Source organism: Citrobacter sp. Cpo045 (assembly GCF_030332875.1).
Lineage (GTDB): Bacteria > Pseudomonadota > Gammaproteobacteria > Enterobacterales > Enterobacteriaceae > Citrobacter > Citrobacter portucalensis.
On the sequence record NZ_JAOWGZ010000076.1, the window covers coordinates 345,862 to 372,489 of the forward strand.

28 protein-coding genes and 1 pseudogene are annotated in these 26,628 nt (G+C 52.4%); 17 read left to right on the top strand and 12 right to left on the bottom strand.

Features of this window, described 5'->3' with window-relative positions; translation table 11 throughout:
• Positions 1 to 191 precede the first annotated feature (191 nt).
• Genes ybgI through nei form a run of 8 tightly spaced genes read left to right on the top strand, consistent with a single transcriptional unit; the run spans position 192 to position 6,487 of the window.
• Positions 192 to 935, top strand: a complete 744-nt coding sequence (gene ybgI / locus OGY13_RS05325; RefSeq protein WP_003831390.1) for a radiation resistance protein YbgI — start codon at positions 192 to 194, stop codon at positions 933 to 935.
• Between the two features lie 15 nt (positions 936 to 950).
• Positions 951 to 1,607, top strand: a complete 657-nt coding sequence (gene pxpB / locus OGY13_RS05330; protein ID WP_003831391.1) for a 5-oxoprolinase subunit PxpB — start codon at positions 951 to 953, stop codon at positions 1,605 to 1,607.
• Complete coding sequence (pxpC, locus tag OGY13_RS05335) at positions 1,601 to 2,533, top strand: 5-oxoprolinase subunit PxpC (RefSeq protein WP_128611449.1); 933 nt, start codon at positions 1,601 to 1,603, stop codon at positions 2,531 to 2,533. Before pxpB ends, pxpC begins: the two co-directional genes overlap by 7 nt.
• Entirely contained in the window at positions 2,523 to 3,257 is a 735-nt protein-coding gene (gene pxpA / locus OGY13_RS05340; RefSeq protein ID WP_186413592.1) for a 5-oxoprolinase subunit PxpA, read from the top strand. Before pxpC ends, pxpA begins: the two co-directional genes overlap by 11 nt.
• A 55-nt stretch (positions 3,258 to 3,312) precedes the next feature.
• Positions 3,313 to 4,035, top strand: a complete 723-nt coding sequence (locus OGY13_RS05345; RefSeq protein ID WP_003831395.1) for a DUF969 domain-containing protein — start codon at positions 3,313 to 3,315, stop codon at positions 4,033 to 4,035.
• The gene (locus OGY13_RS05350) at positions 4,032 to 5,027 is read left to right on the top strand and encodes a DUF979 domain-containing protein (RefSeq protein ID WP_032942722.1); all 996 of its coding nucleotides are present in this window, start codon (positions 4,032 to 4,034) and stop codon (positions 5,025 to 5,027) included. The genes OGY13_RS05345 and OGY13_RS05350 overlap by 4 nt, the downstream gene beginning before the upstream one ends.
• Positions 5,028 to 5,036: 9 nt before the next feature.
• Positions 5,037 to 5,681 carry a pyroglutamyl-peptidase I gene (pcp, locus tag OGY13_RS05355; RefSeq protein WP_186413591.1) on the top strand — a complete coding sequence of 215 codons (645 nt, stop codon included), beginning with the start codon at positions 5,037 to 5,039 and terminating at the stop codon, positions 5,679 to 5,681.
• 14 nt (positions 5,682 to 5,695) lie between these two features.
• Positions 5,696 to 6,487: an endonuclease VIII gene (gene nei / locus OGY13_RS05360; protein WP_048214670.1), complete on the top strand. Its 792-nt coding sequence runs from the start codon at positions 5,696 to 5,698 to the stop codon at positions 6,485 to 6,487.
• Here nei and OGY13_RS05365 read toward each other — a convergent pair.
• From OGY13_RS05365 to OGY13_RS05405, 9 genes and pseudogenes are all read right to left on the bottom strand, one after another.
• Positions 6,484 to 7,530, bottom strand: a complete 1,047-nt coding sequence (locus tag OGY13_RS05365; RefSeq protein WP_008784134.1) for an AbrB family transcriptional regulator — start codon at positions 7,528 to 7,530, stop codon at positions 6,484 to 6,486. The genes nei and OGY13_RS05365 overlap by 4 nt on opposite strands.
• Before the next feature lie 122 nt (positions 7,531 to 7,652).
• Entirely contained in the window at positions 7,653 to 8,057 is a 405-nt protein-coding gene (locus tag OGY13_RS05370) for a DUF2251 domain-containing protein (protein WP_213752663.1), read from the bottom strand.
• A 75-nt stretch (positions 8,058 to 8,132) separates the two neighbouring features.
• Positions 8,133 to 8,456, bottom strand: coding sequence for a bacteriocin immunity protein (locus OGY13_RS05375; RefSeq protein ID WP_338140061.1), 324 nt, complete (start codon positions 8,454 to 8,456; stop codon positions 8,133 to 8,135).
• Positions 8,457 to 8,471: 15 nt separating this feature from the next.
• Positions 8,472 to 8,813 (bottom strand): hypothetical protein, encoded by a 342-nt coding sequence (locus OGY13_RS05380; RefSeq protein WP_186413589.1) that lies wholly within the window; start codon positions 8,811 to 8,813, stop codon positions 8,472 to 8,474.
• A 28-nt stretch (positions 8,814 to 8,841) separates the two neighbouring features.
• Positions 8,842 to 9,120 carry a bacteriocin immunity protein gene (locus OGY13_RS05385; protein ID WP_167819709.1) on the bottom strand — a complete coding sequence of 93 codons (279 nt, stop codon included), beginning with the start codon at positions 9,118 to 9,120 and terminating at the stop codon, positions 8,842 to 8,844.
• Between the two features lie 34 nt (positions 9,121 to 9,154).
• Entirely contained in the window at positions 9,155 to 9,439 is a 285-nt protein-coding gene (locus tag OGY13_RS05390; protein ID WP_137366193.1) for a bacteriocin immunity protein, read from the bottom strand.
• Entirely contained in the window at positions 9,426 to 11,165 is a 1,740-nt protein-coding gene (gene tssD / locus OGY13_RS05395) for a type VI secretion system tube protein TssD (RefSeq protein WP_213752992.1), read from the bottom strand. The genes OGY13_RS05390 and tssD overlap by 14 nt, the downstream gene beginning before the upstream one ends.
• Before the next feature lie 228 nt (positions 11,166 to 11,393).
• On the bottom strand, positions 11,394 to 12,677 hold the full coding sequence (locus tag OGY13_RS05400) for a citrate synthase (protein WP_003831404.1): 1,284 nt from the start codon (positions 12,675 to 12,677) through the stop codon (positions 11,394 to 11,396).
• A gap of 203 nt (positions 12,678 to 12,880) precedes the next feature.
• Positions 12,881 to 12,991: pseudogene (locus OGY13_RS05405) on the bottom strand (hypothetical protein).
• A gap of 383 nt (positions 12,992 to 13,374) precedes the next feature.
• Here OGY13_RS05405 and sdhC point away from each other — a divergent pair.
• The 8 genes from sdhC (at position 13,375) to sucD (ending at position 23,133) form a co-directional block, all read left to right on the top strand.
• Positions 13,375 to 13,779: a succinate dehydrogenase cytochrome b556 subunit gene (gene sdhC, locus OGY13_RS05410; protein WP_003831406.1), complete on the top strand. Its 405-nt coding sequence runs from the start codon at positions 13,375 to 13,377 to the stop codon at positions 13,777 to 13,779.
• Entirely contained in the window at positions 13,773 to 14,120 is a 348-nt protein-coding gene (gene sdhD, locus OGY13_RS05415; protein WP_003831408.1) for a succinate dehydrogenase membrane anchor subunit, read from the top strand. The genes sdhC and sdhD overlap by 7 nt, the downstream gene beginning before the upstream one ends.
• Positions 14,120 to 15,886, top strand: a complete 1,767-nt coding sequence (sdhA, locus tag OGY13_RS05420; protein WP_003831409.1) for a succinate dehydrogenase flavoprotein subunit — start codon at positions 14,120 to 14,122, stop codon at positions 15,884 to 15,886. The genes sdhD and sdhA overlap by 1 nt, the downstream gene beginning before the upstream one ends.
• A gap of 15 nt (positions 15,887 to 15,901) precedes the next feature.
• Positions 15,902 to 16,618, top strand: a complete 717-nt coding sequence (gene sdhB / locus OGY13_RS05425; protein ID WP_003022921.1) for a succinate dehydrogenase iron-sulfur subunit SdhB — start codon at positions 15,902 to 15,904, stop codon at positions 16,616 to 16,618.
• 349 nt (positions 16,619 to 16,967) lie between these two features.
• Positions 16,968 to 19,769: a 2-oxoglutarate dehydrogenase E1 component gene (gene sucA, locus OGY13_RS05430; protein ID WP_003831411.1), complete on the top strand. Its 2,802-nt coding sequence runs from the start codon at positions 16,968 to 16,970 to the stop codon at positions 19,767 to 19,769.
• 14 nt (positions 19,770 to 19,783) lie between these two features.
• Complete coding sequence (odhB, locus tag OGY13_RS05435; RefSeq protein WP_003022925.1) at positions 19,784 to 21,007, top strand: 2-oxoglutarate dehydrogenase complex dihydrolipoyllysine-residue succinyltransferase; 1,224 nt, start codon at positions 19,784 to 19,786, stop codon at positions 21,005 to 21,007.
• A gap of 90 nt (positions 21,008 to 21,097) precedes the next feature.
• Positions 21,098 to 22,264 (top strand): ADP-forming succinate--CoA ligase subunit beta, encoded by a 1,167-nt coding sequence (sucC, locus tag OGY13_RS05440; RefSeq protein ID WP_003022927.1) that lies wholly within the window; start codon positions 21,098 to 21,100, stop codon positions 22,262 to 22,264.
• Positions 22,264 to 23,133 (top strand): succinate--CoA ligase subunit alpha, encoded by an 870-nt coding sequence (gene sucD / locus OGY13_RS05445; protein ID WP_003022929.1) that lies wholly within the window; start codon positions 22,264 to 22,266, stop codon positions 23,131 to 23,133. Before sucC ends, sucD begins: the two co-directional genes overlap by 1 nt.
• Positions 23,134 to 23,229: 96 nt before the next feature.
• On the opposite strand, the gene OGY13_RS05450 is transcribed toward sucD, so the two are convergent.
• The 3 genes from OGY13_RS05450 to OGY13_RS05460 are packed head-to-tail and all read right to left on the bottom strand — an operon-like array spanning position 23,230 to position 25,651.
• Positions 23,230 to 23,883 carry an aspartate/glutamate racemase family protein gene (locus OGY13_RS05450; protein WP_048214664.1) on the bottom strand — a complete coding sequence of 218 codons (654 nt, stop codon included), beginning with the start codon at positions 23,881 to 23,883 and terminating at the stop codon, positions 23,230 to 23,232.
• Positions 23,880 to 24,299 carry a GlcG/HbpS family heme-binding protein gene (locus OGY13_RS05455; RefSeq protein WP_213752991.1) on the bottom strand — a complete coding sequence of 140 codons (420 nt, stop codon included), beginning with the start codon at positions 24,297 to 24,299 and terminating at the stop codon, positions 23,880 to 23,882. Before OGY13_RS05455 ends, OGY13_RS05450 begins: the two co-directional genes overlap by 4 nt.
• A 5-nt stretch (positions 24,300 to 24,304) precedes the next feature.
• The gene (locus tag OGY13_RS05460) at positions 24,305 to 25,651 is read right to left on the bottom strand and encodes a bile acid:sodium symporter family protein (RefSeq protein WP_020996543.1); all 1,347 of its coding nucleotides are present in this window, start codon (positions 25,649 to 25,651) and stop codon (positions 24,305 to 24,307) included.
• 33 nt (positions 25,652 to 25,684) lie between these two features.
• Here OGY13_RS05460 and OGY13_RS05465 point away from each other — a divergent pair.
• Positions 25,685 to 26,628 (top strand): IS5 family transposase (locus tag OGY13_RS05465; RefSeq protein ID WP_164850819.1); only part of this gene is annotated, 944 nt, incomplete at its 3' end.

Genomic DNA, 26,628 nt, shown 5'->3' on the forward strand with positions numbered 1-26,628 from the left:
ATATGCTGTCTGATTGCATAAATATACATGAATTAGATCGAGTAGTGGTAAGCAAATCACGTTCAAAGCGGGTGTGATTGTTTCTTTATGTGTCAGTGAAATGGCTATCGACGAACGCAGGCGGGGACGCTATTTTAACCTAAGCTGTGTTGCTGATTGGGCAGGCAGAAATGATGACTACGAGGACGATGATGAAAAACACCGAACTGGAACAACTGATCAACGACAAACTAAACAGCGCCGCCATTAGCGATTATGCGCCGAATGGTTTGCAGGTTGAGGGCAAAGAGACGGTGCATAAAATCGTGACCGGTGTGACTGCAAGCCAGGCATTGCTGGACGAGGCGGTACGCCAGCAAGCGGATGCGGTTATTGTTCACCACGGCTATTTCTGGAAAGGCGAATCTCCGGTTATTCGCGGCATGAAGCGCAATCGTCTGAAAACGCTGTTAGAAAATGATATCAACCTGTATGGCTGGCACTTGCCGCTGGATGCACACCCGGAATTGGGGAATAACGCGCAGTTGGCCGCGCTGTTGGGAATCACCGTTATGGGGGAAATTGAACCGCTGGTGCCATGGGGAGAACTCTCCATGCCGGTTCCGGGGCTTGAGCTGGCATCGTGGATTGAAGCGCGTTTAGGTCGTAAACCGTTATGGTGCGGTGATACCGGGCCGGAGAAAGTTCAGCGCGTTGCCTGGTGTACCGGGGGCGGTCAAAGTTTTATTGATAGCGCAGCCCGATTTGGTGTCGACGCCTTTATTACCGGTGAAGTCTCTGAGCAAACCATTCACTCAGCCCGCGAGCAGGGGCTGCATTTTTATGCTGCCGGTCACCATGCGACCGAACGCGGCGGCATTCGCGCATTAAGCGAATGGCTGAATGAAAATACCGATCTGGACGTAACCTTTATCGATATACCTAATCCAGCGTAATAAAGAGGGATGAAAGTGCAGCGAGCGCGTTGTTATCTGTTAGGTGAAACGGCGGTGGTTCTCGAACTGGAGCCCCCCATCACGCTGGCGACTCAGAAACGCATCTGGCGTCTGGCTCAGCGTTTAGTTGACGCCCCGAATGTGCTTGAAGCTATTCCGGGAATGAACAATATCACGGTTACTCTACGCGACCCGCAAACGCTGGCGCTGGATGCGATTGAACGCCTGCAGCGCTGGTGGGAAGAGAGCGAAGCACTGGAGCCGGATTCACGTTTTATTGAAATACCTGTGACCTATGGTGGTGAGTTTGGCCCCGATCTGGCAGAGGTCGCCCGACACAGTGGATTAAGCGACAAGCAGGTCGTCGAACTTCATGCGTCAGTTGACTATGTGGTGTGGTTTATCGGTTTTCAGCCGGGATTTCCCTATCTCGGGAGCTTACCTGAACAGCTGCATACCCCCAGACGTGCGGAACCGCGTTTGCTTGTTCCGGCAGGTTCTGTCGGTATCGGTGGATCTCAAACGGGGATCTACCCGCTTGCAACACCTGGTGGATGGCAATTGATTGGACGTACCTCCGTTTCGTTATTTGATCCAAAACGGGAGGAGCCGATTCTGTTACGGGCTGGCGATACCGTGCGTTTTGTCCCGCAGAAGGAGGGGATATGTTAAACATCATCCGCGCTGGCATGTACACCTCAGTACAGGACGGGGGACGCCATAGTTTTCGTCAATCCGGAATCAGTCACTGTGGCGCGCTGGATAAACCGGCGCTGAACGTGGCCAACCTGCTGGTGGGTAATGATGCGAATGCCGCAGCGCTGGAAATCACGCTGGGGCAACTGGTGGTGGAGTTTGAAGCCGATGGCTGGTTTGCCCTGACCGGAGCCGGATGCGAAGCGCATCTGGATCGTACTCCAGTATGGAGCGGATGGCGGTTACCGGTAAAAGCCGGGCAGCGCCTGACGCTAAAACGTCCGCTTCATGGCATGCGCAGTTATCTGGCGGTAGCGGGCGGTATTGATGTTCCCGAAGTGATGGGCTCGCGTAGTACCGATCTGAAAGTGGGCATTGGTGGATTTGATGGGCGTCTGCTGCGTGATGGCGATCGACTGGCGATTGGCGTATCTACCCGGCAATTCAACGGGCCACAAGGTGTAAAACAACTGATGTGGGGTAATCTGATTCGCGCACTGCCCGGCCCTGAATATCAGGAGTTTGATGAGGTATCGCAGGCCTCTTTCTGGCGCTCGCCGTGGCAGCTTAGCCCACAAAGTAACCGTATGGGGTATCGTCTTCAGGGGCAGCCGCTGACGCGCACGACCGATCGCGAGCTGCTGTCGCATGGTTTGCTCCCCGGCGTGGTGCAGGTTCCGCATAATGGCCAGCCAATCGTGCTGATGAACGATGCTCAGACGACGGGTGGCTATCCGCGCATCGCCTGTATTATCGAGGCAGATATGTATCATCTGGCGCAGATCCCGCTCGGTCAGCCGATTCATTTTGTGCAGTGTTCGCTGGAGGAAGCGCTGAAGGCGCGGTACGACCAGCAGCGTTATCTGGAACAGTTAGCATGGCGACTTAACAATGAAAATTGATCTCAATGCAGACCTCGGTGAGGGATGTGCGAACGATGCAGCGTTGCTGCAATTGGTGTCATCGGCCAACATCGCCTGTGGGTTTCACGCTGGCGATGCGCAAACTATGCTCTCAAGCGTGCGTGATGCGTTAAAAAATGGTGTGGCGGTAGGCGCGCACCCCAGCTTTCCGGATCGGGAAAATTTTGGTCGTAGCGCCATGACCCTGCCTGCACAAACGGTGTATGCACAGACGCTGTATCAAATTGGCGCGCTGGCTGCCATCACGCGGGCAGAAGGTGGCGTGATGCGCCATGTCAAACCGCATGGCATGCTCTATAACCAGGCGGCGAAAGATCCTCAATTGGCCGATGCGATTGCGAAAGCGGTTCATGCCTGCGATCCGTCGCTGGTTCTGGTCGGGCTGGCGGGAAGCGAACTGATTCGCGCTGGAGAACACTATGGCTTGATAACGCGTCAGGAGGTTTTTGCCGATCGGGGTTATCAGGCCGATGGCAGTCTGGTACATCGCAGCCAGCCGGGCGCACTGATTGAGGATGAAGAGCAGGCGCTGGCGCAAACGTTAGAAATGGTGCAATCCGGCAGAGTAAAAAGCCAAAGTGGAACATGGGCAAGCGTAACCGCCCAGACGGTATGCATTCATGGGGATGGCGAGCACGCACTCGCTTTTGCCCGTCGCTTGCGTAGCGCCTTTAATGCATGCAATATTGAAATTGGTGCATAAGATTTACCATACAAAACAACAACATATTACACAACAACATATACGGGAATGAATTATGGGAGAGGTAATTTCTCTCTGGCCATTGACGGGGATCGCCGTCATCGTGGTCGGATTTCTTTTACGTTTTAATCCGGTATTGGTGGTTATTATTGCCGGGATCGTCACGGGACTGGCGGCGCATATGCCGATCGCCACCATCCTCGAGAAGCTGGGTGAAGGTTTTCTTAACACCCGCAACCTGCCGTTTATCCTGCTGATCCCACTGGCGGTTATTGGCCTGCTGGAACGTCACGGACTCAAAGAGCGCGCTCAGGCGTGGATTGCGAAAATCCGCAGTGCCACCAGTGGCCGTCTGCTTATTGTCTATCTGTTCATTCGTGAAGCGACCGCTGCGTTAGGGTTGACGAGCCTGGGGGGGCATCCGCAGATGGTGCGCCCGCTGCTGGCGCCAATGGCGGAAGGGGCCGCCGAGAAAAATCACGGCGAGATACCCGGCGCGGTTCGCTATCGCCTGCGCGCAATGTCAGCGGCGACCGATAACGTCGGGCTGTTTTTCGGTGAAGATATCTTTGTTGCCTTCGGCGCGATCATATTCATGCACAACTTTATGCTGGAGTCTGGTGGGATCCAGACCGAACCGCTGCATATCGCCTTGTGGGGGATCCCGACGGCAATTTGTGCTTTCCTGATCCACGGCACGCGTTTGTGGCGTCTGGATAGCTATTTGCAACGTGAAGTGGCGAAAGCGAATGCCGCAGCGAAAGGGGAAGCGAAATGAATTTTCAACAAAGCTATCTCTACTGGCTGGCAGGTGCGGTATTACTGATTGTGGCGCTGATGTCCTGGCAGGACAAAGCAAACCCGCGCCGTTTCACCACAGGCCTGTTTTGGGGCATATATGGCGTACTGTTTCTGCTTGGTGACTGGACATACTCGCTGTTTGGCGATAAACGCGCAGTGCATATTGCCGTCGGCGTTGCGGTGGTTGTGCTGGCCCTGATCGCGGGTTTTGGCGGTGTGAAGCTGGGAAGCTACCATCAACGCACGCAGCAACAACGCGAAGAAAGCGCCAGCCGCCTGGGCAACCGCCTGTTTTTCCCGGCATTAGCGATCCCGGTGGTAACGGTCATTGGCGTACTGATGTTCAACCATATTCCGGGCTTACAGGATGCGCTGTTCGGGCCGGGTAATCACGCCACGCTGGTAACGCTCTTTTCAATGACAGCGGGCTCGTTGATTGGTCTGGCGATGGCGATAAAAATGACCCATGAGCGGGTGCATCAACCGATTCAGGAGGCACGCCGTCTGCTGGACTCCATTGGTTGGGCGTTCATTTTGCCGCAGATTCTGGCTACGCTTGGGTTGCTGTTTACAGCGGCGGGTGTCGGTAGCGGCATTTCATACCTGACGCAGGAATATCTGGCGGTGGATAGTCGCTTTATCGCGGTGGCGGTGTACACCATCGGCATGGCATTGCTGACCATGGTTATGGGTAATGCGTTTGCTGCTTTCCCGATCGTGACCGCTGGGATTGGTATTCCAATCCTCGTACTGCAACACGGCGGCAACCCAGCGGTAATGGCGGCGATTGGTATGTTCTCCGGCTATTGTGGGACGCTGATGACGCCGATGGCGGCGAACTTTAATATTGTTCCTGCAGCGTTGCTGGAACTACCGGACAAAAATGCGGTGATTAAAGCGCAGGTGCCAACCGGCATACTGCTGCTGCTGGTCAACGTGTTCCTGATGTATTTCCTGATGTTCCTGTAAGGAGGAAGGATGAAAACAGTACTCATCACGGGATTTGAACCCTTTGGCGGCGAGTCAGTTAACCCTTCCTGGGAAGTGGTCTCGAGCCTCGACAATGCTATTATCGGCGGATGCCGCGTAATAGCCCGCCAACTACCGTGTGTCTTTGGCGAGTCTCTCGCTGTACTTAACGCCGCGATTGACGCGTTGTCGCCATCACTGGTGCTGGCGGTGGGGCAGGCGGGTGGTCGCACGGATATCACCGTGGAACGCGTGGCGATTAACGTTGACGATGCGCGTATTGCGGATAATCAGGGGCAACAGCCGGTCGATGTGCCGATTGTGGTCGATGGCCCGGCGGCATGGTTTAGTACGTTGCCGATTAAAGCGATGGTTGTCGCCATGCGCAACGCGGGAATTCCGGCCTCGGTTTCCCAGACTGCGGGTACTTTCGTGTGTAACCATGTGATGTATGGCCTGCTGCATAAACTACGCGACGTACCGGCGGTGAAGGGCGGCTTTATTCATATCCCTTATTTGCCGCAACAGGCTGCGCAGCATCCCGGGGCGCCAAGTATGGCGACAGAAACGGTGCGCCGTGCGCTGGAGATTGCGATTGCCACCGCCTTTCAGGTGGAAAGCGATATCGCAGTGACGGGCGGTGCAACACATTAACAAAGGAAAGTATTATGCCTGAAGGCCCGGAGATCCGCCGCGCGGCGGATAACCTGGAGGCGGCAGTCAAAGGCAAACCCCTGACGGATGTCTGGTTTGCCTTTGAGCAGTTAAAACCGTATCAATCTCAACTGATTGGGCAACGTGTTACCCAGCTTGAAACGCGGGGGAAAGCATTACTGACCCATTTTTCTAATGGCCTGACGCTGTACAGTCACAATCAGCTCTATGGCGTGTGGCGAGTGGTGGATACCGGCAAAATTCCGCAAACTTCACGGGTACTGCGTGTCAGGCTGCAGACACACGACAAAACTATCCTGCTCTATAGCGCGTCTGATATCGAAATGCTGACGCCAGAACAGCTCTCCACCCATCCGTTCCTGCAACGGGTAGGGCCAGATGTACTGGATTTACGTTTAACGCCCGATGAGGTTAAAGCGCGTCTGTTATCTCCGCGTTTTCGCAATCGCCAGTTTTCTGGTCTGCTACTGGACCAGGCATTTCTGGCGGGATTAGGTAACTACCTGCGGGTAGAGATCCTCTGGCAGGTTGGGTTGACCGGGCAGCATAAAGCGTCGCAGCTTAGTGATGAGCAACTGGATAAACTGGCACATGCGCTGCTTGATATTCCGCGGCTGTCTTATACTACCCGCGGCCTGGTCGACGAGAATAAACATCACGGTGCGTTGTTTCGCTTTAAGGTCTTTCATCGGGATGGCGAAACCTGTGAGCGTTGTGGTGGAATAATCGAGAAAACGATGCTCTCTTCGCGCCCCTTTTACTGGTGCCCGGGTTGTCAGCACTAAGCGGGTTGTTTTGGTGCGTGCACCGAAATAAACCGCGCGACTGCGGGGCCAGTTAACAAAATGCTGAACAGTCGCAGGGTTTGCATCGCCATGATGAGCGCCATATCAGCGTGGCTTCCTGCGGCGATCACCGCAACAGAATCCACTCCTCCAGGACTGGTTGCCAGATAGGCAGTGAGAAAGTCGATCTGCATGTAATGCGCCAGTCCCCAGGCCATGGCTGCGCAGATCGCCATCAGTGAAAAAATGGACAACAGGATCTGTGGCAGTGGTCGTAATGCCATCAAAAAGATCTGCTTGTCAAAGCCAAGACCGATTTGCCAGCCAATTGACATGTAGGCTATAGCCAGTAGCCATTCCGGCAGTTCAATCACCATCACTCCGCTTGCATTCAGCATGGCACCCACCAGCATTGGCAATAGCATAACGCCAGAGGGAATACGCAGTAGGCGTCCAGCCGTGCCGGCAACGGCGGCCAGCATCAGAGTGCTGAAAAGATTGCCGCTTAGCGGCGGAAACCAGATGATTTGTTCACTGACCGTTTGGGCCTGGTCGCCCATCACCAGCCGGGTGACCAGCGCTGCCGCGCCGACCACCAACAGTACGCGCAGATACTGCATAAACGCCACCAGCCGGATGTCGGCGCCATAATCCTGGGCCATTGCGACCATTGCAGCTGCACCGCCTGGTGACGAGCCCCACGCACCGGTATTCCCCGGTAGATTACTATAGCGAACCAGCAGCCAGCCGATTATCGCGCTGCTGATAAGGGTTGCCAGCAGGATAACAATCACCATCGGCCAGTGGGCTGCAAGGGTTGTAAAGATTGAACCAGTCAGATTTTGGGCAATCATACAGCCGAGAATCGCCTGTGCGCCAAGAAATGTGCAGCGAGGAGGATGCAGCGAGATGCCGCGCATACTGAAGATGATGCCGACGATCATCGAACCGAGCAGCAAGGGGCCTGGAAGATGGATAAACAGAAAGAGCAGGGAAAGAAGGAGCGATAGCACAAACAACAGGCTCCACTGCAAAACAGGCATCCCATGCTCCTGAGTTATATACTGCGTTTAACGTATTGATACAGCATAGAGAAAAAGTCCGCTGAAAAAAATATCAGGTATCAATAAAAACGGACTAACCGGCGATCGGGTATTGATGCCTGTTATCTGAAAAAATCGTCGACAGCATCATTCCAGGCATGCCCGAAGATAGACCACTCCTGATTGATTGTAGGTGGAAAACCGCTCCGGCAGTATCCATTCTTTGATTCAAAATTAAAGACGCCGTGTGGGTAACCATTTATCAGCAACACACATTTCTTACTGTCTTCTGACCAACCGATCTTCACATCTGATGGGATATGTCCATCTGACACGTCTTCTGCATTGTAAATATGTAGTGCATCTTTGATAGGATTTCCGTCTGCAGATTCATCAAGTGCATAGAAATATCCGGTTTGACCATCATCTTCAAATACAGCCGTGTATGAACCTTCTGGGGCCAAACTTTCTATTACCTGCGCTTCACCGACGATGAGTTGAGCTTGAACCGTAACTGTTATTGTCATTTTAATTTTCCTGGATGTATAAAACTAAGCGGTTCTATAATTAGTATTGATGTTTAACGACTTGATTTGAAATTTTTAGGTTGATTCTTTAAATGATGGGAGTCCCTGGGACTTACGCCTTCTTTTGATTTCATCAATGACGCCTTGTGGGCTATCTTCCCTGTCATCCGGGGGATAAAAAATCAATCCATCACTTTCCGGATGTTCCACGATTTTATCGAAATGATCGACTAATGAGTCAATATGAGATTCAAGTTCTCTTCCTTTCAGATTGTGGACGTTACTGAAAAATTCATTCAGAAATTCTATAAATTCAGCTTCAGTGTAGTCTTTTATTTTTTGTTTAAAATGAATTATATATTTAACTTTATAATATTCTGCATTGCAGCGTGCTATTATTTGTTTTTGAAATGGTTATTCAGCTTTTAAAATGAAAGGCAACTGACCTAAAACCTCGTTTACATTTTCAATCAGCTCATTTTTATCCCATCCTGAGGATGTTTTTATCATAGGGTGATCCCAATCGCCATTCGATATAACCTGGATAAGAAACTCCCCTTTCTCGTCAAGCGAGGGGTACCAGCCGATGTCTATGAGAACACCATTATTTTGGGTTAGTTGAAATAAATCTTCATCTAGTCGGATAGCCCCCTCTGATACTGTTTTGGTAAAATCTATAGTAGATAACTCATCGTAAATACTCTTCACATTTTCAATGAAATAATCTTTCCCTAACATATTGAAATTGGTTTTCATTTTGTTTTTTCATTACCTGTGAAGGTTTTTATTCTGAATCTTTAAATGACGCTCGTCCCTGGGACTTACGCCATCTTTTGATTTCATCAATGATGCCTTGTGGGCTATCTTCCCTGTCATCCGGCGGATAAAAAATCAATCCATCACTTTCCGGATGATCCACGATTTTATCGAAATGATCGACTAATGAGTCGATGTAAGATTCACGGTCCATTTCGCCTTGATAGCGCGGATTTGCGGAGAATTCATTCAAGAGTTCTATGAATTCAGCTTCGGTGTAGTCTTCGATCTTTTTAAGATGATTCATATACTCACCTTTATAATAAGTTTCTTTGTATAGCTCATTTAGAATCTTTAAATAACTCTAATCCATGAGATGTTCTCCACTTTTTTATTTCCTTAAATATTCCTAAGGGTGAACATTCAATCTCATCTGGAGTATTGAAAATCAGTCCATTACCAAGTGGATGCTGGGTGACTTTGACTACATGTAGTTGTAGGTTATCGATAAATTTACCAAAATCACTAGCATTTAGTCCATGTTTATTCTCAAAAAAGTTAGATAGCAGATCAATGAACTCTGACTCAGTGTAATCGCTTATTGTTTTTTCATTATCTATTAGCATTTTTATGTATTCCTATATGTAAGCGAGGAGTAGTAATATTTATATTATCCATATTAAACGCTTCTCCGCCATGCTGGATTTCTTCTAAGTGATGAAGTTCAAAAGTGCTTCTGCCACCTACTTGCTCTGAAGGACCAGGATATGGTGCTAACCCCATTCTTATCAGGGTTTGGTTAGAAGGTTTAAAATCCTTCATAAGCTCAGGGCACTCTGACACCGCAAGCCAGAACTCTCTTCTGAAATGGTCAAAGTTGCGAAACGTTCTTCCTCGCAGCTTATCTGCCACCTGTGCAGGTATCGGCGCTCCCAGCCCTGAACTGGCGGCCTCAAGCCAACGATTATTTCCGGATAAAATTTCACCGTGGCCGGTTGCTGTACCGGGTTCGTCCCGGGCCGTTTTCAGGTATACATATATCGGCTGAATGCCTGAATCAGCCGGAAAGACCAGAATATAATCGTTAAAATCGGCGACATCCGGCACAAGGAACGGTGGCGTGGTGTACTCATTTTTGCCATCCGGGATGGGTGTCACCAGAATTGTTGGCTGATCAAGCGGTGGAATATCGCTTCCAGTATGTTCAGGTACATCACCCGTCGCAGGATTTTCTGGCGTCCATGTGATTAACGGCCCGTCTACGTCGTGGGCAGGCGTAAATTCATAACGATGGTGTCCATCATTCCATAGCATATTCGCGACGCGCACGTTTTCATACGGAGTACCTTCGCCGGTATGCACGCCGTAGACTTGCGACTTACCGTGAATGTCGGTTCCCCAGAAAAAACGAACCCGGGTTGTGGCTGTGCCACCTACCAGCGCCTTTTTCCGCAGTTCTTCCTCATACCAGAACTCATCACGTCCGGGAACGCGTGCGCTGCCCGTCCCCGCAGACGGAATATACAGCGCGGAAGCTAACGCTCCGATATAAGGAACGCCGCGTGCGGCGCTGAGCATGCCACCGAGTGACCACTCGCCCCACACCTGCGTCAGCCCACCTAATATCGGCAGCGTGGTCGAGGCTTCTGCGGGTTGTGCATATCCGCAACAATCATCAACGGAAGATTGTGCGAAAACCGCCATCTGACCGAAGTTTTCAGCCGATTCTTCACGGCTCCCTGCGTCTGTACAGCCTTTCTCTTTCAGACAGGATTTGGCATAGACCGGTGTGACTGCAGGAATGAGTGGTGCTGGGGGGGGAGGTCGGTTCGCAACGGGTATTATCGAACTAGCCGGCTGATTGCGGGGCGGTATAAACAAACGATTGTACTCAGCAGGCAACGCCAGGTAGTCAAACTCCGTATTGGCAATCAGGTGCTTGCAAAGAATATAGTCATACGATACCGCAATTTCTTCGGTATCCAGCTCGTTTAGGGCCACATAGGTTTGTATGCTTTTTACCGAAGCATTTCTTAATTGAATATAATAGTAGCGTTCCCATCTGCCGAATCTGTTTATTCGCCATAAATCAATTTCAATAAACAGACGTTCATTGTTATTGATGGCGTTAATAAATAGCGGTGTGCTTTTATCAATTAATTTTTCAAATCTTAGCGCCCGGGTATTAATACCAGAACCCGTATTAACTAATCCGTTAGAGAGCGAAAAAGCAAAAATCTCATCAGGATGGTTTTCCTGCCAGCGATTTCCTATCGATGCGTCTGTACCACAACCAGAAGAGATATCGCCTTGTCGCTCACCTGTTATCTTCAGATAAATAAGGTCGCCCATGCCATTTAATCCAGTACTGTGTTTTATGAGGCCGGATTAAATAGTTAATGAATTTAAAAATCAAATAATGCCTTGGCAATTAATGCTATATTAAATCGGGTAGGGGTTGCGCTCAATTAAATATATTAAAGGGCGAGTAAACGAGAGAAAGTAATATTGAAGAGGTGAATGCAATGAACAAGACGGGAACTGAAAAAAGCCACCGGAATTATCCGGTGGCCTGAACAATTAACGCTTAATATCAGACTTAAAATCGCGCTTGTCGTAGCCGGTGTACAGCTGACGCGGACGCGCGATTTTCATGCCGTCGGTGTGCATTTCGTTCCAGTGTGCAATCCAGCCAACGGTACGTGCCATGGCGAAGATCACGGTGAACATGGAGGACGGAATGCCCATCGCTTTCAGGATGATGCCGGAGTAGAAGTCTACGTTCGGGTAGAGTTTCTTCTCGATGAAGTACGGGTCGTTGAGCGCAATGTGCTCAAGTTCCATCGCCACTTCCAGCAGATCATCTTTGGTGCCCAGTTCTTTCAGTACTTCATGGCAGGTTTCACGCATGACGGTAGCGCGCGGGTCATAGTTTTTATAAACACGGTGACCAAAGCCCATCAGGCGGAAGGAATCATTCTTGTCTTTCGCGCGGCGAACAAATTCCGGAATGTGTTTAACAGAGCTGATTTCTTCCAGCATTTTCAGCGCAGCTTCGTTTGCGCCGCCGTGTGCCGGTCCCCACAGGGAAGCAATACCTGCCGCGATGCAGGCAAACGGGTTAGCGCCAGAAGAGCCCGCGGTACGTACGGTAGAGGTTGAGGCGTTCTGTTCGTGGTCAGCGTGCAGGATTAAGATACGGTCCATTGCGCGTTCCAGAATCGGATTCACTTCGTATTTTTCGCACGGCGTAGAGAACATCATGTTCAGGAAGTTACCGGCGTAGGAGAGATCATTACGTGGGTACACGAACGGCTGCCCGATGGAATATTTGTAGCACATCGCTGCCATGGTTGGCATTTTGGACAGCAGGCGGAAGGCGGCGATTTCACGGTGACGCGCGTTGTTTACATCCAGCGAGTCATGATAGAACGCTGCCAGCGCTCCGGTTACACCGCACATAACGGCCATCGGGTGAGAGTCGCGGCGGAAACCGTGGAACAGACGGGTGATCTGCTCGTGGATCATGGTATGGCGAGTGACTGTGGTTTTGAACTCGTCGTACTCTTCCTGAGTCGGTTTTTCGCCGTACAGCAGGATATAACACACTTCCAGATAGTTGGACTCGGTCGCCAGTTGGTCAATCGGGAAGCCGCGATGCAGCAAAACACCTTCGTCACCGTCGATGAAAGTAATTTTGGATTCGCAGGATGCGGTAGAGGTGAAACCTGGGTCAAAAGTAAACATCCCTTTTGAGCCAAGGCTACGAATATCAATAACATCTTGACCGAGCGTACCTTTCAGCACATCCAGTTCAATAGCAGCGTCACCATTTAGAGTGAGTTTTGCTTTAGTATCAGCCATTTACGGTCTCCTTAGCGCCTTATTGCTTAAGACTGCCGGAACTTAAATTTGCTTTCGTGCATCAATAAACCGTTACCAGTTTGTTATTTGGCTCGCCGCTCTGCGAAAGAGGGGATGACCTGGGTACAGAGCTATGGGCGCTTGCAGGTAAAACGGTCTTTTCATGGCGAATAAACTGCAAATCAAGAACTTAGCAATCCGAATTATTTAACCTGTCTATCACTAATAACTGTCCTGAAGGTATTGGTCAATACTTCCACACTGTTACATAACTAAATCTCCGGTGAAAGAGTGACCCCATAACTTTTACGCATTATATGCTTTTTCTGGTGTCGTTTGTAACAACTTTGTTTAATGATTGTCAAATCAGATGATTAAAAATTAAAATAATGTTGTTATCGTGACCTATGTCACTGTTCGGGATAAAACCCGACAAACTATATGTAGGTTAATTGTAATGATTTTGTGAACGTCCTATACTGCCGCCAGGTCTCCGGAATACCCTGCAATCCCGAGCCAACCAGCGTTGTAACGTGTCGTTTTAGCATCTGGAAGCAGTGTTTTATATGACGCGTAGTTATAGTAAGGACGCTGTCTGACCCGCACGCAGACCGGAGGAAGGAAATCCCGCCGTCTTTCAGGCTACAGGTGTCTTCATCTTCTGTACCCGAAGTCTAAAGGGAATAATAAGAACAGCATGTGGGCGTTATTCATGATAAGAAATGTGAAAAAACAAAGACCTGTCAATCTGGATCTGCAAACGATCCGGTTCCCAATCACGGCGATAGCGTCCATTCTCCATCGCGTATCCGGAGTGATCACCTTTGTGGCGGTCGGGATTCTGTTGTGGTTATTGGGTACCAGCCTTTCCTCCCCTGAAGGTTTCCTCACCGCGTCATCCATTATGAATAACTTCTTTGTGGAGTTAATTCTGTGGGGGATCCTGATTGCGCTGGCATATCACGCCGTAATGGGCATTCGCCATCTGTTGATGGATTTTGGCTATATCGAAGAAACCCTCGAAGCAGGGACACGCTCCGCCAAAATTTGTTTCGTTATCATTGTCGTGCTTTCACTTCTCGCAGGAGTCCTCGTATGGTAAGCAACGCCTCCGCATTAGGACGCAACGGCGTACATGACTTCATTCTGGTCCGTGCTACCGCTATCGTTCTGACGTTATACATCATCTATATGGTCGGTTTCTTCGCCACCAGCGGCGAGCTGACGTATGAAGTCTGGACCGGTTTCTTCTCATCGGCATTCACCAAAGTCTTCACCCTGCTGGCACTCTTCTCCATCTTGATTCATGCCTGGATTGGCATGTGGCAGGTGTTGACCGACTACGTTAAACCTCTGGCTGTGCGCCTGATTCTGCAACTGGCTATCGTCGTTGCGCTGGTGGTTTACGTCATTTATGGATTTGTTGTGGTGTGGGGTGTGTAATGAAACTGCCAGTCAGAGAATTTGATGCTGTTGTGATTGGTGCCGGCGGCGCAGGTATGCGCGCGGCGCTGCAAATTTCCCAGAGCGGTCAGACCTGTGCGCTGCTCTCCAAAGTGTTCCCAACCCGTTCCCATACCGTATCCGCGCAGGGTGGCATCACCGTTGCGCTCGGTAATACCCATGAAGATAACTGGGAATGGCACATGTACGACACCGTTAAAGGGTCGGACTACATTGGTGACCAGGACGCTATTGAATATATGTGTAAAACCGGTCCGGAAGCGATTCTGGAACTGGACCACATGGGGCTGCCGTTCTCTCGCCTCGACAATGGCACAATTTATCAACGTCCGTTTGGCGGCCAGTCGAAGAACTTCGGCGGCGAGCAGGCGGCTCGTACTGCGGCAGCGGCCGACCGTACCGGTCATGCGCTGTTGCACACGCTGTATCAGCAGAACCTGAAAAACCATACCACCATATTCTCCGAGTGGTATGCGCTGGACCTGGTGAAAAACGCCGATGGCGCAGTTGTCGGTTGTACCGCGCTGTGTATCGAAACCGGTGAAGTGGTTTACTTCAAAGCCCGCGCGACTGTGCTGGCCACCGGCGGTGCTGGCCGTATTTATCAGTCCACTACTAATGCCCACATCAATACCGGTGACGGTGTTGGTATGGCTATCCGCGCTGGCGTGCCGGTACAGGATATGGAGATGTGGCAGTTCCACCCAACCGGTATCGCCGGTGCAGGCGTTCTGGTAACAGAAGGCTGCCGTGGTGAAGGTGGCTACCTGCTGAACAAACACGGCGAGCGCTTCATGGAGCGTTATGCCCCGAATGCGAAAGACCTGGCGGGTCGTGACGTGGTGGCGCGTTCCATCATGATCGAAATTCGCGAAGGTCGCGGCTGCGACGGCCCGTGGGGTCCGCACGCCAAACTGAAACTCGACCACCTGGGTAAAGAAGTGCTGGAATCCCGTCTGCCGGGTATTCTCGAACTGTCCCGTACCTTTGCTCACGTTGACCCGGTCAAAGAGCCGATTCCGGTTATCCCAACCTGCCACTATATGATGGGTGGTATTCCGACCAAAGTAACTGGCCAGGCGCTGACCGTGAATGAGCAGGGCGAAGATGTGGTGATCCCTGGGCTGTTTGCCGTCGGCGAAATCGCCTGCGTATCGGTTCACGGCGCCAACCGTCTGGGCGGCAACTCGCTGCTGGACCTGGTAGTATTTGGTCGAGCGGTTGGTCTGCATCTGCAGGAATCCATCGCTGAGCAGGGTGACCTGCTGGATGCGACCGAAGATGAAATCGACGCTTCTCTGGCGCGTCTGAACCGCTGGAACGGTAACCGTAACGGTGAAGACCCGGTGGCGATTCGCAAAGCGCTGCAAGAATGTATGCAGCATAACTTCTCGGTATTCCGCGAAGGCGATGCGATGGCGAAAGGTCTGGAAGAGCTGAAAGCGATCCGCGAACGCCTGAAAAATGCCCGTCTGGACGATACCTCCAGCGAGTTCAACACCCAGCGCGTTGAGTGTCTGGAGTTGGATAACCTGATGGAGACCGCGTACGCCACTGCAGTATCTGCAAACTTCCGTACCGAAAGCCGTGGCGCGCATAGCCGCTTCGACTTCCCGGAACGTGATGATGAAAACTGGCTGTGCCATTCCCTGTACCTGCCAGAGTCGGAATCCATGACGCGACGTCAAGTCAATATGGAACCGAAGCTGCGCCCGGCATTCCCGCCGAAGATTCGTACTTATTAATGCGGAGACAGGACAATGAAACTCGAGTTTTCAGTTTATCGCTATAACCCGGATGTTGACGACGCTCCGCGCATGCAGGATTACACCCTGGAGGCGGAAGAAGGGCGCGACATGATGCTGCTGGATGCATTGATGCAGCTGAAAGAAAAAGATCCGTCACTGTCGTTCCGTCGCTCCTGCCGTGAAGGGGTTTGTGGCTCCGACGGTCTGAACATGAACGGCAAAAATGGACTGGCCTGTATCACTCCTATTTCTGCGCTGAATCAGCCGGGCAAAAAAATTGTCATTCGCCCGCTGCCGGGTTTACCGGTTGTGCGCGATTTGGTGGTAGACATGGGGCAATTCTACGCACAGTATGAGAAGATTAAGCCTTACTTGTTGAATAATGGGAAAAATCCGCCAGCTCGTGAGCATTTACAAATGCCAGAGCAGCGTGAGAAGCTCGATGGGCTGTATGAATGTATTTTGTGTGCATGCTGCTCAACGTCCTGCCCATCATTCTGGTGGAACCCGGACAAATTTATTGGCCCGGCAGGCCTGCTGGCAGCGTATCGCTTCTTAATTGATAGCCGCGATACCGAGACCGACAGCCGCCTGGAAGGTTTAAGTGACGCTTTCAGCGTATTCCGCTGCCATAGCATCATGAACTGCGTCAGCGTATGTCCGAAAGGACTAAACCCGACGCGCGCCATTGGCCATATTAAGTCGATGTTGCTCAAACGTAGTGCGTAAGTAGTTGTAGTGGTTGCCGGATGGCGACGTAGCGTCTTATCCGGCCTACGGGTTATGTACCTTGTAGGTCTGATAGGCGAAGCGCCATCAGGCAATGGTTGCCGGATGCGACGTAGCGTCTTATCCGGCCTACGGGTTACGTACCTTGTAGGCCTGATTAGCGAAGCGCCATCAGGCAATATAACTGCAGGAAACCTCTAAAAACTGCCACATTATTAGACAGTTTTTAAAGGTTCCTTAGCGGACGCAGATGACACGACAGTCCGCAACAAGTGAACCCCGGCACGCACATCGGTGTGCGTGGTAGTATCCACGGCGAAGTAAGCATACAAATGCTTAAGGGATCACGATGCAGAACAGCGCTTTGAAAGCCTGGTTGGACTCTTCTTACCTCTCTGGTTCTAACCAGAGCTGGATAGAACAGCTCTATGAAGACTTCTTAACCGACCCTGACTCGGTAGATGCTAACTGGCGTTCGACGTTCCAGCAGTTACCTGGTACCGGAGTCAAACCGGATCAACTTCACTCAAAAACACGTGATTATTTCCGTCGACAGGCGTTGATTACCCCACGTTACTCTTCTTCTATTTCCGACCCTGATGCCAATGTGAAGCAGGTTAAAGTCCTGCAGCTCATTAACGCCTATCGTTTCCGCGGTCATCAGCATGCGAATCTTGATCCGCTGGGACTGTGGCAGCAAGAAAATGTGGCCGATCTGGACCCGTCTTTCCACGATCTGACCGATGCGGATTTCCAGGAAAGCTTTAACGTAGGTTCTTTTGCCGGCGGCAAAGACACGATGAAGCTGAGCGACCTGGTTGTTGCGCTGAAACAAACCTACTGCGGCCCAATTGGCGCCGAGTACATGCACATCACCAGCACCGAAGAAAAACGTTGGCTTCAGCAGCGTATCGAGTCTGGCCGTGCCGCATTCAGTAGCGAAGAGAAGAAACGTTTCCTCAGTGAACTGACCGCAGCAGAAGGTCTGGAACGCTACCTGGGCGCTAAGTTCCCGGGCGCGAAACGCTTCTCGCTTGAAGGCGGCGATGCGTTAATCCCAATGCTCAAAGAGATGATCCGCCACGCCGGTAACAGCGGTACCCGTGAAGTGGTACTGGGCATGGCGCACCGTGGTCGTCTGAACGTTCTGGTTAACGTATTGGGCAAACGCCCGCAGGAACTGTTCGACGAATTTGCGGGCAAACATAAAGAACACCTCGGCACCGGTGACGTGAAGTACCACATGGGCTTCTCATCAGATATCGAAACCGAAGGCGGTCTGGTACACCTGGCGCTGGCGTTTAACCCGTCGCACCTGGAAATCGTTAGCCCGGTGGTTATCGGTTCCGTACGTGCACGTTTGGATCGTCTGGACGAACCGAGCAGCAATAAAGTCCTGCCAATCACCATTCACGGTGATGCGGCAGTTACCGGGCAGGGCGTGGTTCAGGAAACCCTGAACATGTCGAAAGCGCGTGGTTACGAAGTGGGCGGTACCGTTCGCATCGTTATCAACAACCAGGTGGGCTTCACTACGTCTAACCCGCTGGATGCGCGTTCTACACCGTACTGTACCGACATCGGTAAGATGGTTCAGGCGCCGATTTTCCACGTGAACGCGGATGACCCGGAAGCGGTCGCTTTCGTGACGCGTCTGGCGCTGGATTTCCGTAATACCTTTAAACGCGATGTCTTCATCGATCTGGTGTGCTACCGCCGTCACGGCCACAACGAAGCCGACGAGCCGAGCGCAACCCAGCCGCTGATGTATCAGAAAATCAAAAAGCATCCGACCCCGCGCAAAATCTACGCTGATAAGCTGGAAGCGGACAAGGTCGCCACGCTGGAAGATGCGACCGAGATGGTCAATCTGTACCGTGACGCGCTGGATGCTGGCGAATGCGTAGTGAAAGAGTGGCGTCCAATGAACATGCACTCCTTCACCTGGTCGCCGTACCTCAACCACGAATGGGATGAAAACTACCCGAACAAAGTTGAGATGAAGCGTCTGCAGGAGCTGGCAAAACGCATCAGCACCGTACCTGAAGCGGTTGAAATGCAGTCGCGTGTTGCCAAGATTTACGGCGACCGTCAGGCCATGGCCGCAGGCGAGAAGCTGTTTGACTGGGGTGGTGCAGAGAATCTGGCTTACGCCACGCTGGTTGACGAAGGCATTCCGGTCCGTCTGTCGGGTGAAGACTCCGGTCGCGGTACCTTCTTCCACCGTCACGCGGTGATTCATAACCAGGCGAACGGTTCAACCTACACTCCGCTGCAGCATGTGCATAACGGACAAGGCACCTTCCGCGTATGGGACTCCGTGCTGTCTGAAGAAGCCGTGCTGGCGTTCGAGTACGGTTATGCCACAGCAGAACCGCGCACGCTAACCATCTGGGAAGCACAGTTCGGTGACTTCGCTAACGGTGCACAGGTCGTTATCGACCAGTTCATCTCTTCCGGCGAGCAGAAATGGGGCCGTATGTGTGGTCTGGTTATGCTGCTGCCGCACGGCTATGAAGGTCAGGGTCCGGAGCACTCCTCCGCGCGTCTGGAACGTTATCTGCAACTTTGCGCTGAACAAAACATGCAGGTTTGCGTCCCGTCTACCCCGGCGCAGGTTTACCACATGCTGCGTCGTCAGGCGCTGCGCGGTATGCGTCGTCCGCTGGTGGTGATGTCACCGAAGTCGCTGCTGCGTCATCCGCTGGCGGTGTCTACGCTGGACGAACTGGCAAATGGTACTTTCCTGCCAGCCATTGGCGAAGTAGATGAACTTGATCCTAAAGGCGTGAAGCGTGTCGTGATGTGTTCTGGTAAGGTTTATTACGACCTGCTGGAGCAACGCCGCAAGAACGACCAAAAAGATGTCGCCATTGTGCGCATCGAACAGCTCTATCCGTTCCCGCATAAAGCGGTGCAGGAAGCGCTGAAACCATTTGCTCACGTACATGATTTTGTCTGGTGCCAGGAAGAGCCGCTCAACCAGGGCGCATGGTACTGCAGCCAGCATCATTTCCGTGAAGTAATTCCATTTGGGTCAGCTCTGCGTTATGCAGGTCGCCCGGCCTCTGCCTCTCCGGCAGTAGGGTATATGTCCGTTCACCAGAAGCAGCAACAAGATCTGGTAAATGACGCGCTGAACGTCGATTAAATAAAGGATAAATAATGAGTAGCGTAGATATTCTTGTTCCCGACCTGCCTGAATCCGTAGCGGATGCAACGGTTGCAACCTGGCACAAAAAACCGGGCGATGCAGTACGTCGTGATGAAGTACTGGTAGAAATCGAAACTGACAAAGTGGTACTGGAAGTACCGGCATCAGCGGACGGTATTCTTGATGCGGTTCTGGAAGATGAAGGGACAACCGTCACTTCTCGCCAGATCCTCGGTCGCCTGCGTGAAGGCAACAGCACCGGTAAAGAAACCAGTGCTAAGTCTGAAGAGAAAGATTCTACTCCGGCACAGCGCCAGCAGGCGTCTCTTGCTGAGCAGAATAACGATGCCCTGAGCCCGGCGATCCGTCGCCTGCTGGGTGAGCATAACCTCGAAGCCAGCGCTATCAACGGCACCGGTGTCGGCGGTCGTATCACCCGTGAAGATGTTGAAAAACATCTGGCGAAAGCTCCGGCTGCGAAAGCCGAAGCAAAAGCGCCGGCTGCAGCACCTGCACCGCAGGCTCAACTGGGCGCGCGTGGCGAAAAACGTGTTCCGATGACCCGTCTGCGCAAACGTGTAGCCGAGCGTCTGCTGGAAGCGAAAAATTCTACCGCCATGCTGACCACGTTCAACGAAGTCAACATGAAGCCAATCATGGACCTGCGTAAGCAATACGGTGATGCGTTCGAGAAACGCCACGGTATCCGTCTGGGCTTTATGTCTTTCTACGTGAAAGCGGTTGTTGAAGCGCTGAAACGCTATCCGGAAGTGAACGCGTCCATCGACGGCGATGACGTGGTTTACCACAACTACTTTGATGTCAGCATGGCGGTCTCTACGCCGCGTGGCCTGGTCACGCCGGTCCTGCGTGATGTGGATCTGCTGGGTATGGCTGACATTGAGAAGAATATTAAAGAACTGGCAGTTAAAGGTCGCGACGGCAAGTTGACGGTCGAAGATCTGACGGGTGGTAACTTCACCATCACTAACGGAGGTGTGTTCGGTTCCCTGATGTCTACGCCGATCATCAACCCACCGCAGAGCGCCATCCTGGGTATGCATGCCATCAAAGATCGTCCGATGGCGGTAGACGGCAAGGTTGAAATCCTGCCGATGATGTATCTGGCGCTGTCTTATGACCACCGTCTGATCGATGGTCGTGAGTCAGTAGGCTTCCTGGTAACCATTAAAGAGTTGCTGGAAGATCCAACGCGTCTGCTGCTGGACGTGTAGTTAATAAGAGTATCACCTGCCCCGTAGGTCTGGACGCTTATCAGACCTACGGGTAAAAGATAACGATTACCTGAAGGATGGACAGAACACATGAACTTACATGAATATCAGGCAAAACAACTTTTTGCCCGCTATGGCTTACCGGCACCGGTGGGTTATGCCTGTACTACTCCGCGTGAAGCCGAAGAAGCTGCATCTAAAATCGGCGCTGGCCCGTGGGTAGTGAAATGTCAGGTTCACGCTGGTGGCCGTGGTAAAGCGGGCGGTGTGAAGGTGGTAAACAGCAAAGAAGACATTCGCGCTTTTGCTGAACACTGGCTGGGTAAACGTCTGGTCACTTACCAGACAGATGCTCATGGCCAACCGGTAAATCAGATTCTGGTTGAAGCCGCGACCGACATTGGTAAAGAACTTTACCTCGGCGCAGTTGTTGACCGTAGCTCCCGTCGCGTGGTCTTCATGGCCTCTACCGAAGGCGGCGTGGAAATCGAAAAAGTAGCGGAAGAAACCCCGCACCTGATCCACAAAGTGGCGCTCGATCCGCTGGCAGGTCCGATGCCTTACCAGGGCCGTGAGCTGGCGTTCAAACTGGGTCTGGAAGGTAAACAGGTTCAGCAGTTCACCAAGATCTTCATGGGTCTGGCGACTATCTTCCTGGAGCGCGATCTGGCGCTGATCGAAATCAACCCACTGGTTGTGACCAAGCAGGGGGACCTGATCTGCCTCGACGGCAAACTGGGCGCTGACGGCAACGCACTGTTCCGCCAGGCTGACCTGCGCGAAATGCGCGACCAGTCTCAGGAAGATCCGCGTGAAGCGCAGGCTGCACAGTGGGAACTGAACTACGTCGCACTGGACGGTAACATCGGTTGTATGGTTAACGGTGCGGGCCTGGCAATGGGCACCATGGACATCGTTAAGCTGCACGGCGGCGAACCGGCTAACTTCCTCGACGTTGGCGGCGGTGCGACCAAAGAGCGTGTAACCGAAGCGTTCAAAATTATCCTCTCTGATGACAATGTTAAAGCCGTACTGGTTAACATCTTCGGCGGTATCGTACGTTGCGACCTGATCGCTGACGGTATCATCGGCGCGGTAGCAGAAGTAGGTGTAAACGTTCCGGTTGTGGTACGTCTGGAAGGTAACAACGCTGAACTCGGCGCGAAAAAACTGGCTGATAGCGGCCTGAATATTATTGCAGCGAAAAGTCTGACGGATGCAGCTCAGCAGGTTGTTGCCGCAGTGGAGGGGAAATAATGTCAGTTTTAATTAATAAAGATACCAAGGTTATCTGCCAGGGCTTCACCGGTAGCCAGGGGACATTCCACTCCGAACAAGCGATCGCTTACGGTACGCAAATGGTCGGTGGCGTTACGCCGGGCAAAGGCGGCACCACGCATCTCGGTCTGCCAGTGTTCAACACCGTACGTGAAGCGGTAGAAGCGACCGGCGCAACCGCCACCGTTATCTATGTTCCGGCCCCGTTCTGCAAAGATTCCATTCTGGAAGCAATCGATGCAGGCATCAAGCTTATCATCACCATCACCGAAGGTATCCCAACGCTGGATATGCTGACCGTGAAAGTGAAGCTGGATGAAGCAGGCGTACGCATGATCGGCCCGAACTGCCCAGGCGTTATCACTCCGGGTGAATGTAAAATCGGTATCATGCCGGGCCACATTCACAAGCCGGGTAAAGTGGGTATCGTTTCCCGTTCAGGTACCCTGACCTATGAAGCGGTTAAGCAGACCACCGACTATGGTTTCGGCCAGTCTACCTGTGTGGGTATCGGTGGCGACCCGATCCCTGGCTCTAACTTCATCGACATCCTGAAGCTGTTCCAGGAAGATCCGCAGACTGAAGCGATCGTCATGATCGGTGAGATCGGCGGTAGCGCGGAAGAAGAAGCGGCTGCTTACATCAAAGATCATGTAACCAAGCCGGTTGTAGGTTACATCGCGGGCGTGACTGCGCCGAAAGGTAAGCGTATGGGTCACGCGGGTGCGATTATCGCGGGTGGGAAAGGTACAGCGGATGAGAAATTCGCTGCGCTGGAAGCCGCAGGCGTGAAAACTGTCCGTAGCCTGGCCGATATCGGCGAAGCGCTGAAAACCGTTATTAAGTAAGAAATAAAAAAACAGCCCTGACTCTCTGCATAGTCAAGGGCTGGTCCCGTTTCGACATGGTTGGCCATCTGATGATGGCCTTTTTTTGCCGGGAATTTAGCGTTCAGCCAGCGTTTTCAACCAGCGAATTCCACTTTCCGGTGAGGTCATTACCGGCACCGGCGGGGAAGGGAGCTGTTGTAAAACGCGCGCCATCGAAGCCTGCGCCAGCATCACGACATCCGCCTGGGTAAAGGCGCTCTGTAACCCTTCACTGACGATACGGTCATGGGTATCCATATCTCCCGCCAGCAGCGCGTGGAATGCATCCTCCATTAATACAGGCGTAATGGTTCGTGATTTACCGCTTTGCTGAACTTTACGCTGGACGTAATCCAGCGTTGGCTTCAGCGTGGTTGCCACGGTTGCTAACACGGCGATCCGTTCGCCTTTTTCAATCGCCTCTTCCACCATCGCGCAGTCAATGCGCGCGAGCTGGAGTGGGGTCATAAACTGGCATTGCTCCACCGCAGTACCAATTGAAGAGCAGGCGGTAATAAAGATATCGCAGTCCGCCTTTTCAGCAATATGCACATAGTCGGCGATGCGGGCGGCAATATTTGGCGATACGCCTCCGGCTTTCATCACCTGTTTAATCATAGATTCTTCAACCAGGTGCATCACTTCGACCTCCGGCATGATGTCGGCGATCAGCTGTTGCATTATCGCAAGCGTGGCTGCACTGGTATGCAGCATGGCGACCTTTTTCATTGGGCAATCTCCTTAAGTAACGTTTCCGCGACGGACAGCGCCGCATCATGATCTTCCTGCGCGGATAAACCGCCCACCGCGACGGCTCCAAGGCATTTCCCCTGGTGCAGAATAGGGATCCCGCCCGGCAGCGCCGTAAAACGCGGATCGGCAAAATAGCTAATATCCAGTTGCTCTTTTTGCAGACGCTGTAAAAATGCCTGCGTGGTGCAGCCCAGGCGGCTGCTGGTGCGCGCTTTACGCTGGGTTAACTCGATGGTTAACAGTTTGGCGTTATCCATCCGCGCAAAGCTGAGCAGTTCTCCATTGGCATCGCATACGACCACGCTTAACGGGCGATTTGCATAACGTGTTTCGGCGAGTTCGAGCGCACAGGTTACGGCGCGCAGGGCCTGTCCCAGAGTGAGAGTTGTCATCGTGATTATCCTTTCGACAGATTTTCGCAAGCAGGTTGAACGGGATCTTTGGCTGCTGCTACCTGCGCCTGTCTGGCGTCTTTTTTGCGCCAGTAGTTGGCGAGCAGCGAGCCGCTAACGTTACCCAGCGGTGTCATCACCGCTGATGCGAGTCCAACCGTTGCCAGTTTGCCCATCGCGGCGGCAAGCCCTGACGCCATACCGCCGTTTTGCAGGCCGACTTCAAAGGCCACGGTACGGGCAGACTGCACGTCCATGCGGAAGATCCAGCGGCTCATCAGATAACCAATCAGGAAGCCGCCGAGGTTATGCATCAACATGGCGAAGCAGAGCAGGAAACCGACCTGCACCAGGTTGTCGCGCCCGGCTGCGGCGGCGGTGGTGGTAAAGAAAATGATCCCCATCATTGAGATGGTTGGCATGACCTTCTTCACGCCCGCCACGCGGCCATACAGCCAGTTGTAGAACAATGCCCAAACGAGGCCGCCTGCTACGAAGTTGAGGACCACCGCGTACATCTGCGCTTCGGCGCTGGCATGACCAAACAGCGCGTCCCAGCCGCCGGCAATCATATACAGCAGCCAAATTGCGCCGATCCCGGCCAGCATCTGGACAACACGGCGTCCGCGCACGCCTGCATAGGTTTTCAGATAGTCATGCAGAATTGCTGCGCCGATGGGAATTAATACGATTTTCACCACGTCCATCACCATCGCGGTGAGCTGGATATCAATCATCGAACCCGCCAGCAGATTAACCCACAGCGGTGTCATTACCGTTGCCGCCAGCGTTGAGACTGCGGCGATTGATACCGCCAGCGCGAGGTTGGCGTTGGCGATGTAAACCATCACCGTTGACGAGAGACCGCTGGGGCAAGCGCCAATCAACAAAATGCCCACCGCCACTTCAGGCGGAAAATCAAAGATCAGGGTAATGCTCAGGCCGAGCAGGGGCATGATCACGAAATGGCAGAAGGTACCGATAAAAACTGCCCACGGCATTTTGGCGACATCAATAAAATCCTGGATCGTTAGCTTGGTGCCCATGCTGAACATGGTGGCCTGAATCACAAGGAACACGATCCATTTATGGGTGATATTGAAACCGCCCCAGACGATCAGATCCGTAGACCAGGTCATGGCGGCAACAAAACCAGCGATGATCCACAGCGTAAACTGATAGCTGCGTAAACCAGGCCAGTAGCCTGCACCGGCGGCGAATCCGACGGTGAACATCACCAGCCCCGGCTGCCACAGCGCCGTGGACTGGATGAGCGCGCCGATAATCGCCAGCACCACGCCCGCAACGCTGACGCCGAGTCCGGTTTTGTGAATAACAGTGGTCATAGTCATGGGCTTTGTTGAATAAATCGAACTTTTGCTGAGTTGAAGGATCAGATCACGTATCTTCCCGACAACGCAGACCGTTCCGTGGCAAAGCAAAAGTTCAAAATCACCAACTGGCCCACCTACAATAAAGCCCTCATCAACCGTGGCTCCATAACTTTCTGGCTGGATGATGAAGCTATTCAGGCCTGGTATGAGTCAGCAACACCTTCTTCACGAGGCAGACCTCAGCGCTATTCTGACCTTGCCATCACGACTGTGCTGGTCATTAAACGCGTATTCAGGCTGACCCTGCGGGCTGCGCAGGGCTTTATTGATTCCATTTTTTCTCTGATGAACGTTCCGCTACGCTGCCCGGATTACAGCTGTGTCAGCAGGCGGGCAAAGTCGGTTAATGTCAGTTTCAAAACGCCCACCCGGGGTGAAATCGCACACCTGGTAATTGATTCCACCGGGCTGAAGGTCTTCGGTGAAGGCGAGTGGAAAGTCAAAAAGCATGGCCAGGAACGCCGCCGTATCTGGCGTAAGCTGCATCTCGCCGTTGACAGTAAAACACATGAAATCATCTGCGCTGACCTGTCGCTGAACAACGTTACGGACTCAGAGGCCTTCCCCGGGTTAATCCGGCAAACCCACCGGAAAATCAGGTCAGCCGCCGCCGATGGCGCTTACGATACCCGGCTATGTCACGATGAACTGCGGCGTAAGAAAATCAGCGCGCTTATCCCTCCCCGAAAAGGTGCTGGTTACTGGCCCGGTGAATATGCAGACCGTAACCGTGCAGTGGCTAATCAGCGAATGACCGGGAGTAATGCGCGGTGGAAATGGACAACAGATTACAATCGTCGCTCGATAGCGGAAACGGCGATGTACCGGGTAAAACAGCTGTTCGGGGGTTCACTGACGCTGCGTGACTACGATGGTCAGGTTGCGGAGGCTATGGCCCTGGTACGAGCGCTGAACAAAATGACGAAAGCAGGTAT

What these genes read in the sequence shown, in the direction of transcription:
- ybgI (WP_003831390.1), top strand. Translation starts at nt 192, where the DNA reads ATGAAAAACACCGAACTGGAACAACTGATCAACGACAAACTAAACAGC.
- pxpC (WP_128611449.1), top strand. Translation starts at nt 1,601, where the DNA reads ATGTTAAACATCATCCGCGCTGGCATGTACACCTCAGTACAGGACGGG.
- pxpA (WP_186413592.1), top strand. Translation starts at nt 2,523, where the DNA reads ATGAAAATTGATCTCAATGCAGACCTCGGTGAGGGATGTGCGAACGAT.
- OGY13_RS05345 (WP_003831395.1), top strand. Translation starts at nt 3,313, where the DNA reads ATGGGAGAGGTAATTTCTCTCTGGCCATTGACGGGGATCGCCGTCATC.
- OGY13_RS05350 (WP_032942722.1), top strand. Translation starts at nt 4,032, where the DNA reads ATGAATTTTCAACAAAGCTATCTCTACTGGCTGGCAGGTGCGGTATTA.
- pcp (WP_186413591.1), top strand. Translation starts at nt 5,037, where the DNA reads ATGAAAACAGTACTCATCACGGGATTTGAACCCTTTGGCGGCGAGTCA.
- nei (WP_048214670.1), top strand. Translation starts at nt 5,696, where the DNA reads ATGCCTGAAGGCCCGGAGATCCGCCGCGCGGCGGATAACCTGGAGGCG.
- OGY13_RS05365 (WP_008784134.1), bottom strand. Translation starts at nt 7,530, where the DNA reads ATGCCTGTTTTGCAGTGGAGCCTGTTGTTTGTGCTATCGCTCCTTCTT.
- OGY13_RS05370 (WP_213752663.1), bottom strand. Translation starts at nt 8,057, where the DNA reads ATGACAATAACAGTTACGGTTCAAGCTCAACTCATCGTCGGTGAAGCG.
- OGY13_RS05380 (WP_186413589.1), bottom strand. Translation starts at nt 8,813, where the DNA reads ATGAAAACCAATTTCAATATGTTAGGGAAAGATTATTTCATTGAAAAT.
- OGY13_RS05385 (WP_167819709.1), bottom strand. Translation starts at nt 9,120, where the DNA reads ATGAATCATCTTAAAAAGATCGAAGACTACACCGAAGCTGAATTCATA.
- OGY13_RS05390 (WP_137366193.1), bottom strand. Translation starts at nt 9,439, where the DNA reads ATGCTAATAGATAATGAAAAAACAATAAGCGATTACACTGAGTCAGAG.
- tssD (WP_213752992.1), bottom strand. Translation starts at nt 11,165, where the DNA reads ATGGGCGACCTTATTTATCTGAAGATAACAGGTGAGCGACAAGGCGAT.
- OGY13_RS05400 (WP_003831404.1), bottom strand. Translation starts at nt 12,677, where the DNA reads ATGGCTGATACTAAAGCAAAACTCACTCTAAATGGTGACGCTGCTATT.
- sdhC (WP_003831406.1), top strand. Translation starts at nt 13,375, where the DNA reads ATGTGGGCGTTATTCATGATAAGAAATGTGAAAAAACAAAGACCTGTC.
- sdhD (WP_003831408.1), top strand. Translation starts at nt 13,773, where the DNA reads ATGGTAAGCAACGCCTCCGCATTAGGACGCAACGGCGTACATGACTTC.
- sdhA (WP_003831409.1), top strand. Translation starts at nt 14,120, where the DNA reads ATGAAACTGCCAGTCAGAGAATTTGATGCTGTTGTGATTGGTGCCGGC.
- sdhB (WP_003022921.1), top strand. Translation starts at nt 15,902, where the DNA reads ATGAAACTCGAGTTTTCAGTTTATCGCTATAACCCGGATGTTGACGAC.
- sucA (WP_003831411.1), top strand. Translation starts at nt 16,968, where the DNA reads ATGCAGAACAGCGCTTTGAAAGCCTGGTTGGACTCTTCTTACCTCTCT.
- odhB (WP_003022925.1), top strand. Translation starts at nt 19,784, where the DNA reads ATGAGTAGCGTAGATATTCTTGTTCCCGACCTGCCTGAATCCGTAGCG.
- sucC (WP_003022927.1), top strand. Translation starts at nt 21,098, where the DNA reads ATGAACTTACATGAATATCAGGCAAAACAACTTTTTGCCCGCTATGGC.
- sucD (WP_003022929.1), top strand. Translation starts at nt 22,264, where the DNA reads ATGTCAGTTTTAATTAATAAAGATACCAAGGTTATCTGCCAGGGCTTC.
- OGY13_RS05450 (WP_048214664.1), bottom strand. Translation starts at nt 23,883, where the DNA reads ATGAAAAAGGTCGCCATGCTGCATACCAGTGCAGCCACGCTTGCGATA.
- OGY13_RS05455 (WP_213752991.1), bottom strand. Translation starts at nt 24,299, where the DNA reads ATGACAACTCTCACTCTGGGACAGGCCCTGCGCGCCGTAACCTGTGCG.
- OGY13_RS05460 (WP_020996543.1), bottom strand. Translation starts at nt 25,651, where the DNA reads ATGACTATGACCACTGTTATTCACAAAACCGGACTCGGCGTCAGCGTT.